General features: G+C 42.3%; 14 protein-coding genes. 2 read left to right on the top strand and 12 right to left on the bottom strand.

Annotated elements, in window-relative coordinates; all coding sequences use genetic code 11:
• Nucleotides 1-4: 4 nt before the first annotated feature.
• The 9 genes from PGZ10_RS03365 to PGZ10_RS03325 all read right to left on the bottom strand — a co-directional run bounded on the left by PGZ10_RS03365 (nt 5) and on the right by PGZ10_RS03325 (nt 8543).
• Nucleotides 5-814, bottom strand: coding sequence for an ABC transporter permease (locus PGZ10_RS03365; protein ID WP_270540684.1), 810 nt, complete (start codon nt 812-814; stop codon nt 5-7).
• A gap of 13 nt (nt 815-827) precedes the next feature.
• Nucleotides 828-1691 (bottom strand): ABC transporter permease, encoded by an 864-nt coding sequence (locus PGZ10_RS03360; protein WP_117822970.1) that lies wholly within the window; start codon nt 1689-1691, stop codon nt 828-830.
• 1 nt (nt 1692) lies between these two features.
• The gene (locus tag PGZ10_RS03355) at nt 1693-2952 is read right to left on the bottom strand and encodes an ABC transporter substrate-binding protein (protein WP_270540682.1); all 1260 of its coding nucleotides are present in this window, start codon (nt 2950-2952) and stop codon (nt 1693-1695) included.
• A gap of 105 nt (nt 2953-3057) precedes the next feature.
• On the bottom strand, nt 3058-3939 hold the full coding sequence (locus tag PGZ10_RS03350) for a LysR family transcriptional regulator (protein WP_117822966.1): 882 nt from the start codon (nt 3937-3939) through the stop codon (nt 3058-3060).
• A gap of 18 nt (nt 3940-3957) precedes the next feature.
• Nucleotides 3958-4935, bottom strand: a complete 978-nt coding sequence (locus tag PGZ10_RS03345) for a (Fe-S)-binding protein (protein ID WP_022221076.1) — start codon at nt 4933-4935, stop codon at nt 3958-3960.
• Nucleotides 4928-5611 (bottom strand): TIGR04282 family arsenosugar biosynthesis glycosyltransferase, encoded by a 684-nt coding sequence (locus PGZ10_RS03340; protein ID WP_022221077.1) that lies wholly within the window; start codon nt 5609-5611, stop codon nt 4928-4930. Before PGZ10_RS03340 ends, PGZ10_RS03345 begins: the two co-directional genes overlap by 8 nt.
• The gene (locus PGZ10_RS03335; protein WP_117555895.1) at nt 5612-6046 is read right to left on the bottom strand and encodes a C-GCAxxG-C-C family protein; all 435 of its coding nucleotides are present in this window, start codon (nt 6044-6046) and stop codon (nt 5612-5614) included. It lies immediately after the preceding gene.
• Nucleotides 6047-6243: 197 nt separating this feature from the next.
• Entirely contained in the window at nt 6244-8223 is a 1980-nt protein-coding gene (locus PGZ10_RS03330) for a sodium-translocating pyrophosphatase (protein WP_055247759.1), read from the bottom strand.
• A gap of 167 nt (nt 8224-8390) precedes the next feature.
• On the bottom strand, nt 8391-8543 hold the full coding sequence (locus tag PGZ10_RS03325) for a hypothetical protein (RefSeq protein WP_270540681.1): 153 nt from the start codon (nt 8541-8543) through the stop codon (nt 8391-8393).
• 459 nt (nt 8544-9002) lie between these two features.
• On the opposite strand from PGZ10_RS03325, the gene PGZ10_RS03320 reads away from it, so the two are divergent.
• A complete protein-coding gene (locus PGZ10_RS03320) occupies nt 9003-10130 on the top strand; it encodes a glycerate kinase family protein (protein ID WP_270540679.1) in 1128 nt (375 codons plus the stop codon).
• A gap of 421 nt (nt 10131-10551) precedes the next feature.
• Nucleotides 10552-11622 carry a CdaR family transcriptional regulator gene (locus PGZ10_RS03315; RefSeq protein ID WP_330587334.1) on the top strand — a complete coding sequence of 357 codons (1071 nt, stop codon included), beginning with the start codon at nt 10552-10554 and terminating at the stop codon, nt 11620-11622.
• Nucleotides 11623-11820: 198 nt separating this feature from the next.
• Here the strand turns inward: PGZ10_RS03315 and PGZ10_RS16740 are convergent, their stop codons facing one another.
• Genes PGZ10_RS16740 through PGZ10_RS03300 form a run of 3 tightly spaced genes read right to left on the bottom strand, consistent with a single transcriptional unit; the run spans nt 11821 to nt 13545 of the window.
• Nucleotides 11821-11934 (bottom strand): helix-turn-helix domain-containing protein, encoded by a 114-nt coding sequence (locus PGZ10_RS16740; protein WP_243034366.1) that lies wholly within the window; start codon nt 11932-11934, stop codon nt 11821-11823.
• Between the two features lie 49 nt (nt 11935-11983).
• Nucleotides 11984-12637 (bottom strand): YkgJ family cysteine cluster protein, encoded by a 654-nt coding sequence (locus PGZ10_RS03305; protein ID WP_270540678.1) that lies wholly within the window; start codon nt 12635-12637, stop codon nt 11984-11986.
• A gap of 14 nt (nt 12638-12651) precedes the next feature.
• Nucleotides 12652-13545, bottom strand: coding sequence for a radical SAM protein (locus PGZ10_RS03300; RefSeq protein WP_270202793.1), 894 nt, complete (start codon nt 13543-13545; stop codon nt 12652-12654).
• Between the last annotated feature and the right edge of the window lie 151 nt (nt 13546-13696).

Below are 13696 nucleotides of genomic sequence, written 5' to 3'. Positions count from 1 at the left end.
CTGCCTAATAATATTCTACTTCCTGTGCCTTTGTAAAACGTCCCACGATCCATTCCAGTATTCCAAACACCAGAAGCATGATCACCAGGAATATCACACTGTAAATGCTGGCAAAATTACGTTCTCCGCTTCCGAGATATGGAACCATGACGATCGCAAATGTTTTGACATTTCCCCCGCCGATCATCAACGTCAGGAAATACTGACTGAATGAAACAACAAATGCCATCGAAAACGCAGAAAGCATGACCGGAAACAGATTCGGAAGTGTCACTTTAAAAAACGCCTGAAGCGCACCAGCCCCCAGAACTCTTGCCTGCTCCTCCAGCTTTACCCCCATTGCTCTTGTTCCATCCTTCATCAGTGTCACTGCATATGGAAGAGAGCAGATCAGATGGACAATAATAACCCCCAGAACAGTTCCGCTAAGTCCACACTTAATAAATGTAATCTGAACCCCCATCGCAAACACGGTTCCCGGAACAAGAAACGGAAGCATCGACATAAATGAAAACAGCCGCTTTCCAAAAAAGTCATAGCATTCCAGCGCCCTCGCCGTCATTGTTCCGATCACAACCGACAGGAACGCGACCGAAGCCGATATGAAAAGACTGGACATACAAAGTCGCACAAGCTGCTGCCTGTTTCTCAGTATTCCATTCACCGCTCTCATCGAAAATTTCTGCGGGATAAGTGACGGCCATGCCCATCTCTCTGTCCCTACCCAGACAAGGATCGTAAGAATTGGTACAATCACTAGGAAAATAAAAATGCCTATGATCAGACCTTCCCAGATGTTCTTTTTTCTTTTCATCTTCCTGTTCCTCCTAACCTGCCAGCTTCTTCGTGCTCCGGCGAAGTAATATGTAATATAAAACTGCTGCAATCAGAGAGATCACGATCAGGATTCCATTGATCGCCATCGCATACGGTCGCGCCCGCAGATCAGGCTTGGTATATTCCAGATAAGCCAGAACCGGCAGCGCCTTTGGTATCGTTGCTCCAAGTATGAATGGCAGCTCATATGCTCCAAGTGCAAATACAAAGATGATCAGGAAACCACTGAGCACTGTATTCATACATAAAGGAAGCGTTACTTTCATGAAGGCCTGAAGTTTATTCGCTCCAAGATTGGTCGCTGCTTCTCCAAGACTGCCATTGATATTCGCCATCAGAGCAATCACAAAATAGATTATGAATGGAATTTCCTTCCACAGATAGGCAAGAATTACGCCAAGTCCATATCTGTCATAGATCAACATCGGAAACTGCTGCTGATCCGTAATCAGTCCTGCATTTGCAAGGATTCTCGCAAGGATTCCATTTTGCGAAAGAATGTTTACAATAAAGAGTGCCACAACAACATGGGGAACAATGATCGGAATCTGAACAATCCGCATAATGATTCCGCGCACTTTTCCGGCACTCACCAGAACTGCACACAGAAATGTTCCTGTTACTGTGGCAAGAAAAGCCGACATAAATGCAATGTACAGACTATATTTTAATGACTGCAAAAGATCCGGTCTTGTCAGTACCTCCTTATAATATTTCAGCGTCGGTTCCGTTAATCCAAAAGCTGGAATCACCCCTAAACTTTGGATGATTCCAGTTCCCAGACCAATAATAAAAACTACGCCTAATATAAGTTGCGGCACCAACAGTATATAAGGTGTCATTTTTTTCTTCATTTTATTTTCCTACTACTTCCTCTGCCCAGATCTCTTCGATGATCGGTACAAGTGCGGAAGGCATTTCCGGAAGACGTTTTGATAAAAGTTCATCCTGAGAGATTACTCCCTTACCGATTTCAACTTTATCAAATGCTTCTTTCTGTGTATCGTTTAATTTGTTGTAATCTACAACCGGAATAGTACGGATCTCAGCAAAACGGTCTGCCTGTACTTCCGGATCAAGCATCTCATTTATTGCCACCTGTGCTCCTGCTACATTTCCTGAGTTTGCTGCAATTGCAATGTAGTTTGTATTTCCAATTGTTCCTTTATCGAACTGGAAAGACTGAGATGTCTCTGTGTAAGTACCATTTTCAATGTTGGTAGCTGTTGAGTATGCACCATAAGAGATATCCATCACAACTTCTCCGTCAGAGTACATATTGGTCAGCGCTGTAGAATCCTTCGGGAAAGTCTTTCCTTCGTTCCACAGGTATGGATTCAGTTCACGAAGATATTCAAGAGCTGGCTCAATTGCTGCTTTTACAGTCTCTTTATCAGCTTCCATATCCATGAACTGTTCATATCCACAGATATCGTAAATCACATTACGAACAAATGCACTTCCTGTAAAGTCAGGTAATGCAGGATAAGTTACTTTTCCTTTGTTCGCTTTGCAGAACTCCATGAACTCATCTGTGTTTGTCGGAAGATCCGGTGTTACTGCTGTATCTGCGATCATAACAAGCTGTGCTTTTCCGTATGGAGCTTCATATCCCTCAATCGGAAAGCAGAAGTCTGCATTTGTCTCTTCATCATCTGTATCAATATAAGACTGGAAGTTCGGAAGTTCTTCTGCAAACGGTCCGTAAAGCATGTTGTTTTCTTTACAGGTCTTGAAGTTTTCTCCATTAATCCAGATCATATCGATATCGCCATCTTTTTTATCTGTTGAAATTTCACCGGAAAGCTGACTTAAAATCGCATCAATATCCATCGGTACACGTTCCAGTGTGATGTCATATTTTTCTTTCAGACGCGGTGCATAGTAGTTATCAAGCCAGTCATTTAAGCTATCATCTCCGCCCCATCCGTAAAATGTAACGGTTGTACCCTTGGCTGCATCCACCATTTCATCGAAGCTCATATCCTCTACGGCTTCGGTTGTCTGCTTGGTTTCTTTGTTGTCTGCTTTTTCTGTCTTTGCGCTGTTTCCACATGCTGTTAAGGAAAACGCCATCACAGTACTTAAAAGCAGCGCTGCAATTCTCTTTTTCATTAAAATTTTCCTCCTTCATTTTCTCCGTCCTTCATTATAACAAATTATTAACAAAAAGCACGCTGTTTTTCATTCCTGCTTTGTTGTTGCCCCTCAACACTTCGTTTAGCTATTGTATTTTTCTATATACTTATAGAATTTTTCTACCGATGATTCCATTGCTCTGTCCTTCAGCGTAAGAAGACCGATTTCCCAGATCATATCATCTTCTGCGAAAGGAATCATGACCAGCCCCTCTGTATTCATATCTTCATGGACAAAGTCAATCGTCACAGAAATCCCTCTCTTCAGCCGGCACATTTTATAGCAGAGATCAAATCCATTTGTCTCAAATACAATATCCGGTTCAAATCCCCGGTTCCAGCATCTGCTCTGAATAAACTCATTGAGTTTAAAACTGCTGTTTTCAAGATAAAGAGGCTCGCCTTCCAGATCCAGAATAGTTGCTTCTCTTTTTTTCGCCAGAGAATGTCCTTCATAGACCAGAAGCCCCAGACTGCATTTTTTTAAACTTTTCATATCAAAACAATCTCCTGCAAATGGTCCGATCGACAATGCCACATTCCCTTCTTTGTCAAGCAGCATTTTCTCTACGATCCGATCCGGATATTCCATATAAGAAAATGTCACATTCGGATATTTCTTCTGAAATTCCAGAATACAGTCTGGCGTCAGGTAACGCAGGATATCATAGGCAACCAGAAGTTCTACTGTCCCTTCCTCACTCGCACGTATCATATCAATTTCTTTTTTCAATTTATCATATTCGCTAAGAACCGTATTCGCATAATCATACAGCCTCTGTCCGCTCTCTGTCAGTTCTATCCCGGAGGCAACCCTGTCAAGCAACGTACATTCCAGTTCATTTTCCAGATTTTTCAGTACACGGCTGAGTCCCTGTGGTGACATAAAAAGCTCTTTTGAAGCCCTCGCAAGACTTCCTCTTAGACAAATCATCCGAAATTCCTCTAATTCTTTAATCGTCATTCTTTTCCCACGACTCCCCTATTTAAATTTACATTTTGCCCGATTCAAAATAGGTGTTTTCCCAAGAGGTACCTTTTCATCGATTCCCATAATAAGCGGTAGCAAATGCTTTGCATCTTCATATCCTCTCCTTCTGAAACTACAGATGCACGAAGCACAATATGTATAAAGTTCCGGCTCCCTCGATGCTTTTACACGGTCTGTCAGTGCCTGTGCCACATCCGCTTCTTTTCCAGCTGCGCATCCACCAAGCCCGCAACACTGTACATCTCTGAATGCATCTTCTACCTTTCCGACAAGGAATGGCTTCATATCATATTCAAACTTTCTGTCTTTTCGGTCCGGACATGGATAATACATTGGAATCCTTTCTTTTTGATAAATATTTCCAATTTTAAGCTCTGCCATTTTTTCGTAAACACTGATAATCTCCGCATCCAGTCGTCCTTTTAAAAAATAATAGCAGTTCGGACATGCCATGATCACCTGTTCTACTCCTGACTCTTTTAATTTCCAGTTGATTCGCTCAATGATCCCCGCTGCCTCTGAAACAAGTCCCAGTTCTTCAATCGGTTTCCCACAACAGTCATATACAACTCCCACATCATATTTTGCGAATTCTTCCACCAACTTATCTGTCGTTTTCGGAAAAAAAGACGGAAAATTACATCCCGTAAAAAAAACTGCTTTCTTTTTTGAATGGCGGTAATTTGCAAATTTATACGGATTCTTTTCTAAGAGCAGTCCGTCATATGAATTATCAAGAAGCTTCCCACCTCCGTCTTCAACCAATTTTCTCCGACTGTCAAGTGCAATCTCTTTTCCATCAATTCCTTTTGGACAGACACACCCGCAGGTTCCACACAAGAAACAATGATATGCCAGCTCCGGTTTTTCTTTTAATACCGGCAGATCAATTCCGTATTTTTCCAGAAACAGACAACTTCTGGTACATTTTCCACAATGGATACATGCATCCAAATCCCACTTATTCATAATTTTTATCCAGCTTTCCTTTCAGTCCCAGTTCCAGATAATCAATCGTAATTGGACAGTTACAAATTGCTCCCTTTTCAATATCCTCATACAGGTGGTACAAATCTCCCTTATCATCCACATCATAATACATCTGACCTACCGCCGTAGAGAGCTTCTCATTTCTCATGTGCTGTAAGGTATCATAAATAACTGTATTCGTTCCGTATCGTTCAATTTTCCATATAGAATCATATTCTTTTTTCATTCCGATCAGATAGTACCCTCCATCAAATGTAGGATGAATCACAATATCTTTTCCCCCAAGATTATCAAATGCATTTTTCAGTGTTTCCGGATGAATCTGCGGAATATCTGTCCCGATCAGAATTACTTTCTCATACCCCATTCTCAGTACGATTCCAATCGCATTCTTCATCCTTTCACCAAGATCATCACCAAATTGTGGAAGACATACTGTCTCATTATCAAGAACTTGCTGTAGCAGCTTCTTTTCATCCTTTGGTGTAAAAAACACGAAAATATCCGCATCCACCTGCTTTGCTTTTTCATATATATCCTTTACAAAGCAGGCATGTAGACGCGCGCACTCTTCCCCAGTTAGAAAAGGCATCAGCCTGGTCTTTGTCTGTCCTGGTATCGGCACCCTCGTAAATAAAATAAGTGCATCTTTCATCTATAATATTTCCTCCAACATTTCAATCACACTTTCCACTACTTTAGGACAAAAATCCAGCATTCTGCCACTCGAAAGTGCTTCTTCAAGCTGTTCCGGAAGCGATACATCATAGCCTAATAACTCTTTGCAACTGTTTGTTGCAAACTTTTCCAGAAACAATGCTCTAAATTCTGCATATTTGTTCATCATTTCTTCTTTTTGCCGAAGCAGAGTATTCACATCCCAGTGTCCATATTTTAATCCAACAGCCATGATTGCTCCGGTAAATGCACCGCATGTATCCCCATGCATCATTCCACCTCCAAAACAAGCCGAGACTTTATTCGCCATCTCTTCCGTAATCCCAAGTCTCTCTGCGAAATAAGACAGAACGACCTGAGAGCAATCATATCCTTTTATAAATTTTTCCCGAATCATACTTTCTTCTATCATTTTTCTCTCTCCTTTGTCATCTTACATCACTTTTTCATTCTAACATCAAACCAGTCCTATTTCTATAGATTGTCTTATCGTATTTAACTATAATTTGCTTGTCTTATTTATAAATCAAATAATTCGTGCCTTTTACAAAAAAATCCCTCATCTGTGGTTTCCCGCAAATGAAGGATTTCTTTTACTTTATTCAATTCTTACAGTAATCCACCGATTGATAAGAATAACGGTGCAAATACAAGTGAAACAATTGTCATAAGTTTGATCAGGATGTTAATAGACGGTCCTGATGTATCCTTGAACGGATCACCTACTGTATCACCAACAACTGCTGCTTTGTGAGCTTCGCTTCCTTTTCCGCCATGATGTCCTGTTTCGATGTATTTCTTAGCATTATCCCATGCTCCACCAGCATTGGACATGAAGATTGCCATAAGTACACCTGTAACAAGTGCTCCGGAAAGTAATCCACCGAGGGATTCCACACCAAGAACGATACCAACGATCAACGGTACTACGACTGCCATCACACCCGGAAGCAGCATTTCGTGAAGAGCTGCTGTGGTAGAAATTGCAACGCATGATGTATAATCCGGTTTTTCTTCACCTTTCATAATGCCCGGTTTTTCACGGAACTGGCGTCTTACTTCTTCGATCATCTTGTATGCAGCCTTTGATACAGACTCCATAGTAAATGCGGAGAAGAGGAATGTAAGCATACCACCGATAAAGATACCGATGATTACTCTGTAGTCAAGAAGGTTGATTGCTTCAAGACCAACTGCCTGTGCATAAGATACGAAAAGTGCAAGTGCGGTAAGGGCTGCTGATCCGATCGCGAATCCCTTACCCATAGCTGCAGTTGTATTTCCTACTGAGTCAAGCTTATCTGTGATTTCACGAACAGATTCATCCAATCCTGACATTTCTGCGATACCACCTGCATTGTCTGCGATCGGTCCGTATGCATCAACGGCAACTGTGATACCTGTTGTAGAAAGCATACCTACTGCTGCAAGTGCGATTCCGTAAAGTCCTGCAACTGAGTAAGATACAAAGATACCTACACAGATCAGGAGAAGCGGGATTGCTGTAGATTTCATTCCTACCGCAATACCACTGATGATTGTAGTAGCTGCACCAGTCTCTGACTGTTCTCCGATTCCCTGAACCGGTTTGTAGTCTGCTGATGTGTAGTACTCTGTGATGTTACCGATGATCACACCAACAACCAGACCTGCGATAACGGCAATTGCCGCACTCATCTTTCCGAAGAGTACATTACTCAGTACAAGTGCTACAACAATAACTACGATAGAAGCTGCATAGCTTCCCTTTGTAAGAGCTTTCTGCGGATTCGAATTCTCATCACCTTTTACAAAGAAGGTTCCGATGATAGAAGCGATCAGACCACATCCTGCGATCGCAAGCGGATAAAGTACTCCGGATACAGCTCCTGCTGCTGCTCCAAGAGTCAGTGCTGATACAAGTGAACCAACATAAGATTCAAAAAGGTCAGCTCCCATACCTGCAACGTCACCTACGTTATCACCTACATTGTCAGCGATAACAGCCGGGTTACGCGGATCATCTTCCGGGATACCTGCTTCTACTTTACCAACAAGGTCTGCACCAACGTCTGCTGCTTTGGTGTAGATACCACCACCAACACGGGCGAAAAGTGCGATTGAAGATGCACCAAGGCTGAATCCTGAAAGCACATCTACGTTCTTTGTAACAATGTACACAAGGCTTACGCCAAGTGCTCCAAGACCTGCTACGCACATTCCCATAACGGCCCCGCCAGAAAAAGCAATTGATAATGCTTTATTCATTCCGCTTTCTTTTGCTGCGTTAGCAGTTCTTACGTTCGCTTTTGTAGCGACTGTCATACCACAGTATCCTGCAACTGTTGAGAAAAGTGCTCCAATTACAAAGCATACTGCTGTTACCCAGCTGATACCAAATCCGATCAGTACAAAAAGCACTACTACAAAAATGACCAGAATCTTGTATTCAGCCATGAGGAAAGCTCTTGCGCCCTCCGCGATTGCGCCTGCAATCTCTTTCATGCGGTCCGTACCTGCATCCTGTTTTCCTACTTTACCAGCAAGATATGCTGCAAATAATAAAGCAATAACAGCTGCAATCGGGACCAGATACATGTAATTATTCATTTCTTGTTCCTCCCTGAATTATTGTACCTCTAAAGACAATATCATAAAAAGAACAAGAATGCAAAACAATTTTTTAAATTTTCAATAAGTTTTATTTTGTTTATCTATAAGTGTGGTCTTTCTCTATTTTTTTAATTTGTATCTCACCGTCCACATTCCACCGGGATTTACACAATATCAAGATATGTTTTTTCCCGAGGTGCCGGAAAAGCAGCATCTAATCTGGCATATTCCTCCGCTGTCAAATGAACCTTTCCCGCCTCCAAGTTCTGCAGTACATGTTCTGCCTTTCCACTTCTTGGAATGGCAATCACATCCATTACTCAGTTTTATCTCCTTTTTATTCATGATTTCCACTCCCTGCATTTTGTTTTTCTGTTCCTTACTGTCTGTTTTTACTATCTTATGATATGAGTGTCAAAAGTAAATTTTGCCACTCACTGATGTAACCGGATTGCCCCATTGCTATGCAATTCCCGCAATCCTCGAACACCTCAAACTCCCATAAAATAGCGTATTCACACCATTTTATTCCGTTTTCGGTGTTCAACGTGTCAATAAGTATCAATTGCTTATTTGTGCGAACACAAACGCAATTGATACTTTTGACACTTACATCATATTATAGGAAATATCCCACTTTTTGCAAATGTTATAAGGGACATATTTTTATGTTTATTTATTCTTTTTATTATTTCTTATAACATTCTTTTTTCCTTCAATCCATGATACACTGGATTTATCATAAAATAAATTCAATGATAAGGAGATTAGAAATTATGAAAGTTGTAGTTGCAATTGATTCATTTAAAGGAAGTCTCACTTCGATTGAAGCCGGAATGGCTGCAAAGGAAGGAATCTTAAAAGCACACCCGGATGCGAATGTTGTCGTAAAACCACTTGCAGATGGTGGTGAAGGCACCACAGATGCCCTGATTGCAGGACTTGGTGGTGAGCGTATTGATCTTACAGTGACTGGTCCTCTTGGTACTCCGGTAAATGCACATTACGGATATCTGGCAGAAAAAAATACTGCCATCCTCGAAATGGCTGCCGCTGCCGGAATTATCCTGGTAAGAGAATCCGAAAAAAATCCACTTACTGCAACCACTTACGGTGTCGGTGAAATGATCGCAGATGCCATGGAACGCGGTATCCGCAATTTCATTATTGGAATTGGAGGAAGCGCAACAAATGATGGTGGAATTGGAATGCTTAAGGCACTTGGCTATCAATTTTTCGATGAAAATGGACAGGATGTCGGCGAAGGCGGACAGGCGCTTGACCGGGTATCTTCTATTATAATAGAAAAAGCTAACCCAATTCTCAAAGAATGCAGTTTTCATATTGCCTGTGATGTAACTAATCCACTTTGCGGAAAGAACGGAGCTACCTATATTTATGGTCCGCAAAAAGGTGTCACACCGGAAATAGCAGAAGAACTGGATCAGGCAATGAATCATTATGCTTCTGTTACCTCCAAATTTCTTCATAATGATTATGCATCTGCAGAAGGTGCCGGTGCTGCAGGGGGTCTTGGCTTTGCATTTCTCAGTTATTTAAATGCTACGCTGACTCCTGGAATCGATCTGATTCTTAACGCTGTCGAACTGGAAAAAGAATTAGAAGATACAGATATCACTGTTACCGGCGAGGGACGCCTCGATCACCAGACCGCTATGGGAAAAGCTCCTGTCGGTGTGACAAGACTTGCAAAAAAATACGGCTCCAAAGTCGTTGCTTTTGCCGGAAGCGTCACCCCGGAAGCAACAGCCTGCAATGCGGCCGGAATCGATGCATTCTTCCCGATCGTCCGTGGAATCACAACACTAGACGAAGCAATGGATCCCAAAAATGCAAAATCAAATATGACAGCAGCTGTGGAACAGGTATTCCGTCTGTTATAGTTCTAACATTATTTACAAATTTCAGAGAGTGTTTTTGTATAGTTTTTACAGAAATACTCTCTTTTCTTTATGATTTTCTTCTTTTCCTACACTGACCATCAACAACACAACGATCTACGACCTGACAGATCTTCATTTCAACATGATATTTTTCTGTCAATTTATACTTTTTCAGCAATTGTTTTATTTCATATTTTGAAATCTTTCATTCATATATTGCATTTTTGTGAATCATATACATTTTCCAGTTCTTCTTTTATGCAATCTTCCCCTTGTACTTTTCCACCTTGTTCCTCTCTCCAAATAATGCTACAATTCTTAAATAAGTGGTAATGATACCGTTCTCTTTATCCTGTTAAATGCAGGATAAGCATCTGCATCATTCCCGCAACTTCTTTTCCAGAATCGGAGGATGTTTAAAATGAAGTTAGACAAATCACTTGCCTTTCAGGTAGTAAACACGATCAAAGACACCTGCGGACAGGATATCAATTTTATCGATAAGCAGGGAATGATTTTTGCGAGTACCAACGCCGACCGGATTGGTACGTTTCATGCCATCGGTCACAAAGCCGCCCAGACAGAACAGACAATCGAAGTTTTTTCAGATGATGATTTTCCCGGAACACAAAAAGGAATCAATATGCCACTCTATTATCACGGCAGTTTTCTTGCAGTGATCGGAATTACCGGAGAACCGGACCAGGTCCGCCAGTACGTCCATCTTGCCGACCGGATTACCCATCTGCTGATCCGTGAAAAAGAGCTAAACCGACTGAGTCGCTCTCTGGAAGATAAAAAACACTTTGTTATCGATGCCCTGATCCGGAATGAGATTGCTGATCCGGATTATCTGGACACCTGCCTTTCGGATCTGCAGGTAAATCCAGGGACAAAGAAACGGCTTCTGATCATCCAGTCATCACCAGATGGACACAACAACTCTTCTTCCCTTGAACAGAAGATCATCGGACTTTTCGGCACGCTTGGTATTACTCTTTATACCTTTTATTATCCAAATGAATATCTTGCCGTGCTGGAAAACTCCGGCAAAGCCGCTCTCTATCAGATACTGGCTGATTTTACCGCAAACTGTGGAGCTTTGCTCTCCATTGCAGTCGGAAAGAAATGTCAGCTTTTCCAGCTTTCTCTTTCTTACCAGTCTGCACTCACTGCGCTGAAATACTGCCGGAGTTCAGAAAACGGGATTGCTTTTTTCGATGATATGACACTGGAAATTCTGCTCTCTTCCATCTCGGAGCAGGAAAAAAATGCTTATCTGCAAAAAACGATCTCTGCACTTTCTGATGAAGAAAGAAATCTGCTTCAGACTTACTTTGAAGCAAATATGTCTCTTCTCGGAACCAGCCAGAAGCTGTTTCTTCACAAAAACACAGTGCAGTACAAGCTGAATCATATTTACCAGAAATGCAGGTTGAATCCGCGTGTTTTCAAGGATGCGGTGCTTTTATATCTTGCCTTGCAGTTGTGATATTTTTAAATCCCAGGCAAGGATTCCTGTGCACACATCTTCCATATCCTTGTACAGGTTTGCCTATATAAGAAAATATTCTTGACAGATAAGTTTACTTACAGATTTTCGTCAAAAAACAGGACAGCCTTTCCTTCACCCTCACAACGGGTATTAAAAAGTCTGTCCTATCTTTTTTTATTCTTTATTTCTCATCAGCTATTCATCATACTTTGCTTCCACGCCATATTTCTTCATCCTCCGCCAGAGCGTCGTCGTACTGATCCCCAGCTCTTTTGCCGCAAGGTTCCGGTTTCCGTGACACCTTTCCAGAATTTCTGACAGATCAATACTCCCTGGCTGCCGATTATTTCAATTGTATTTAGCAATATGCCTTTTTTGCCTCGTCCATTCTCCGGAAAAACTCACTGTAAAATTCTTCCGTCTGATACGGAGTAAGGTAAAATCTCTGCAGTACATCCATGCTGACCGCTTTCGCACTCTCCGGATGTGCTGCAATGTATTCCTGTAACTGAATCAGTAATCCATGCCATCTGGCAATATACGTTTCATACTTTTTCAGTTCCGGTGTATCAAGCCATTTTTTAACCTTTACTTTCGCCCGGTTCTCTTTCTGACATTCATGTACCTGAAGAAAATAGCGGAAACCATTTTCCTCATAATATCTTCCAAGCGGGAAAAGCCTACAGATTCCCGGACGAAATGGATGAATCCCACATCTTCCTTCCTCTGTCAGAAAACCACAGCCATCTTCCGCTCCTGCCATCTTCAGATTCGGCAAAATGATTCCGTCTACCACATTCAGTTCAATCTTTCCTGCAAGCAAAGTCTCAAAAACCGCTCCTGTTCCCCTGCTGATCCGGACAATATCCAACGGATCCAGCACAATCGAGCTTCCCATCCCCGTACAACAGGCGTGGCATCCCTCACAATCGCCACAGTCCGCTTTTACCAGATCATTGCTGGTATATAATTTTCCATCTGAAATTTCTTCCATTGTCACCTGTCTTTTCATATCATTCTCCTTTCCTATACTCCTTCCAGTGTAAACGGTGGAATAAAGCTCTCCTTTGCCGTATCCCCTTCCTGTATAAACGCCTGCATCACACCAAGCGAGATCGCATAGTCCACCAGTTTCTCATACGCATACTCTGGCACTTTCCGGTTCAGCTCCGGATATTTTACCGCATCCAGACTCTCCAGTGGCGTATACTGGCTCATCAGGCTCATATAAATCCGGTTTCCATAAGTCTCATGCAAATATTTCACCACTCTTTTTCCATCCGCAAGACATCCCGGCAAAAGCAGATGACGCACGATCACGCCACGCTTCATCATTCCGCACTCATCAAATGCCGGCTCTCCTGTCTGTCTTACCATCTCAGCAAGAGCCGCCTTCGCAACCTCCGGATAATCCTCCGCCATCGAATATTTTTTCGCATGATCTGTATTTAAATATTTGAAATCCGGCAGGTAAATATCCACCAGACCATCCAGCATTTTCAAGGTTTCCACTCTCTCGTAACCGCCCGTATTATATACAATCGGCAAGTACATTCCCTGCTTCTTTGCACTCTGAAGCGCCCGGATGATCTGCGGCACAAAATGCGTCGGCGTCACAAGATTGATATTATTCGCACCTTTCCCCTGCAGTTCCAGAAAGATCTCCGCCAGCCGCTCTTCTGAGATCACTTTGCCAACCTTGCTTCCCGCAATCTCATGGTTCTGACAGAACACACATCTTAAAGTACATCCCGTAAAAAAGACCGTCCCTGATCCTTCCTTTCCGGAAATACAGGGTTCCTCCCACATATGAAGCGCCGCTCTCGCCGCCCGGATCTCCCCTGTCTCTCCGCAAAAACCTGTCTTCCCATTCTCCCTGTCCGCCTCACACATCCGCGGACATAATGTACAGCCACTCATCCTATCGCTTAACCTCTCATCTATCCCTGATTCATTCCTCTCAGTATACCGCACTTTTTGAAAAATAGCCACCCAAGTTTTCCTCTTCCAGAGATTGAAAATTCTTTCCCCATCTGCTACAATAAAGTGCAGACAGGCATTTTGCCTCAAG

Origin of the sequence: Coprococcus sp. AF102-57 (genome assembly GCF_027686195.1) — a bacterium.
Lineage (GTDB): Bacteria > Bacillota > Clostridia > Lachnospirales > Lachnospiraceae > Allocoprococcus > Allocoprococcus comes.
The sequence above is the reverse complement of the archived record's forward strand: the minus strand, read 5'-3'. Positions and strand labels throughout refer to the sequence as shown.

Bases quoted from the DNA above. Each gene is read 5' to 3' on its own strand.
- PGZ10_RS03365 (WP_270540684.1), bottom strand. From the start codon at position 814: ATGAAAAGAAAAAAGAACATCTGGGAAGGTCTGATCATAGGCATTTTT.
- PGZ10_RS03360 (WP_117822970.1), bottom strand. From the start codon at position 1,691: ATGAAGAAAAAAATGACACCTTATATACTGTTGGTGCCGCAACTTATA.
- PGZ10_RS03355 (WP_270540682.1), bottom strand. From the start codon at position 2,952: ATGAAAAAGAGAATTGCAGCGCTGCTTTTAAGTACTGTGATGGCGTTT.
- PGZ10_RS03350 (WP_117822966.1), bottom strand. From the start codon at position 3,939: ATGACGATTAAAGAATTAGAGGAATTTCGGATGATTTGTCTAAGAGGA.
- PGZ10_RS03345 (WP_022221076.1), bottom strand. From the start codon at position 4,935: ATGAATAAGTGGGATTTGGATGCATGTATCCATTGTGGAAAATGTACC.
- PGZ10_RS03340 (WP_022221077.1), bottom strand. From the start codon at position 5,611: ATGAAAGATGCACTTATTTTATTTACGAGGGTGCCGATACCAGGACAG.
- PGZ10_RS03335 (WP_117555895.1), bottom strand. From the start codon at position 6,046: ATGATAGAAGAAAGTATGATTCGGGAAAAATTTATAAAAGGATATGAT.
- PGZ10_RS03330 (WP_055247759.1), bottom strand. From the start codon at position 8,223: ATGAATAATTACATGTATCTGGTCCCGATTGCAGCTGTTATTGCTTTA.
- PGZ10_RS03325 (WP_270540681.1), bottom strand. From the start codon at position 8,543: ATGGATGTGATTGCCATTCCAAGAAGTGGAAAGGCAGAACATGTACTG.
- PGZ10_RS03320 (WP_270540679.1), top strand. From the start codon at position 9,003: ATGAAAGTTGTAGTTGCAATTGATTCATTTAAAGGAAGTCTCACTTCG.
- PGZ10_RS03315 (WP_330587334.1), top strand. From the start codon at position 10,552: ATGAAGTTAGACAAATCACTTGCCTTTCAGGTAGTAAACACGATCAAA.
- PGZ10_RS03305 (WP_270540678.1), bottom strand. From the start codon at position 12,637: ATGAAAAGACAGGTGACAATGGAAGAAATTTCAGATGGAAAATTATAT.
- PGZ10_RS03300 (WP_270202793.1), bottom strand. From the start codon at position 13,545: ATGAGTGGCTGTACATTATGTCCGCGGATGTGTGAGGCGGACAGGGAG.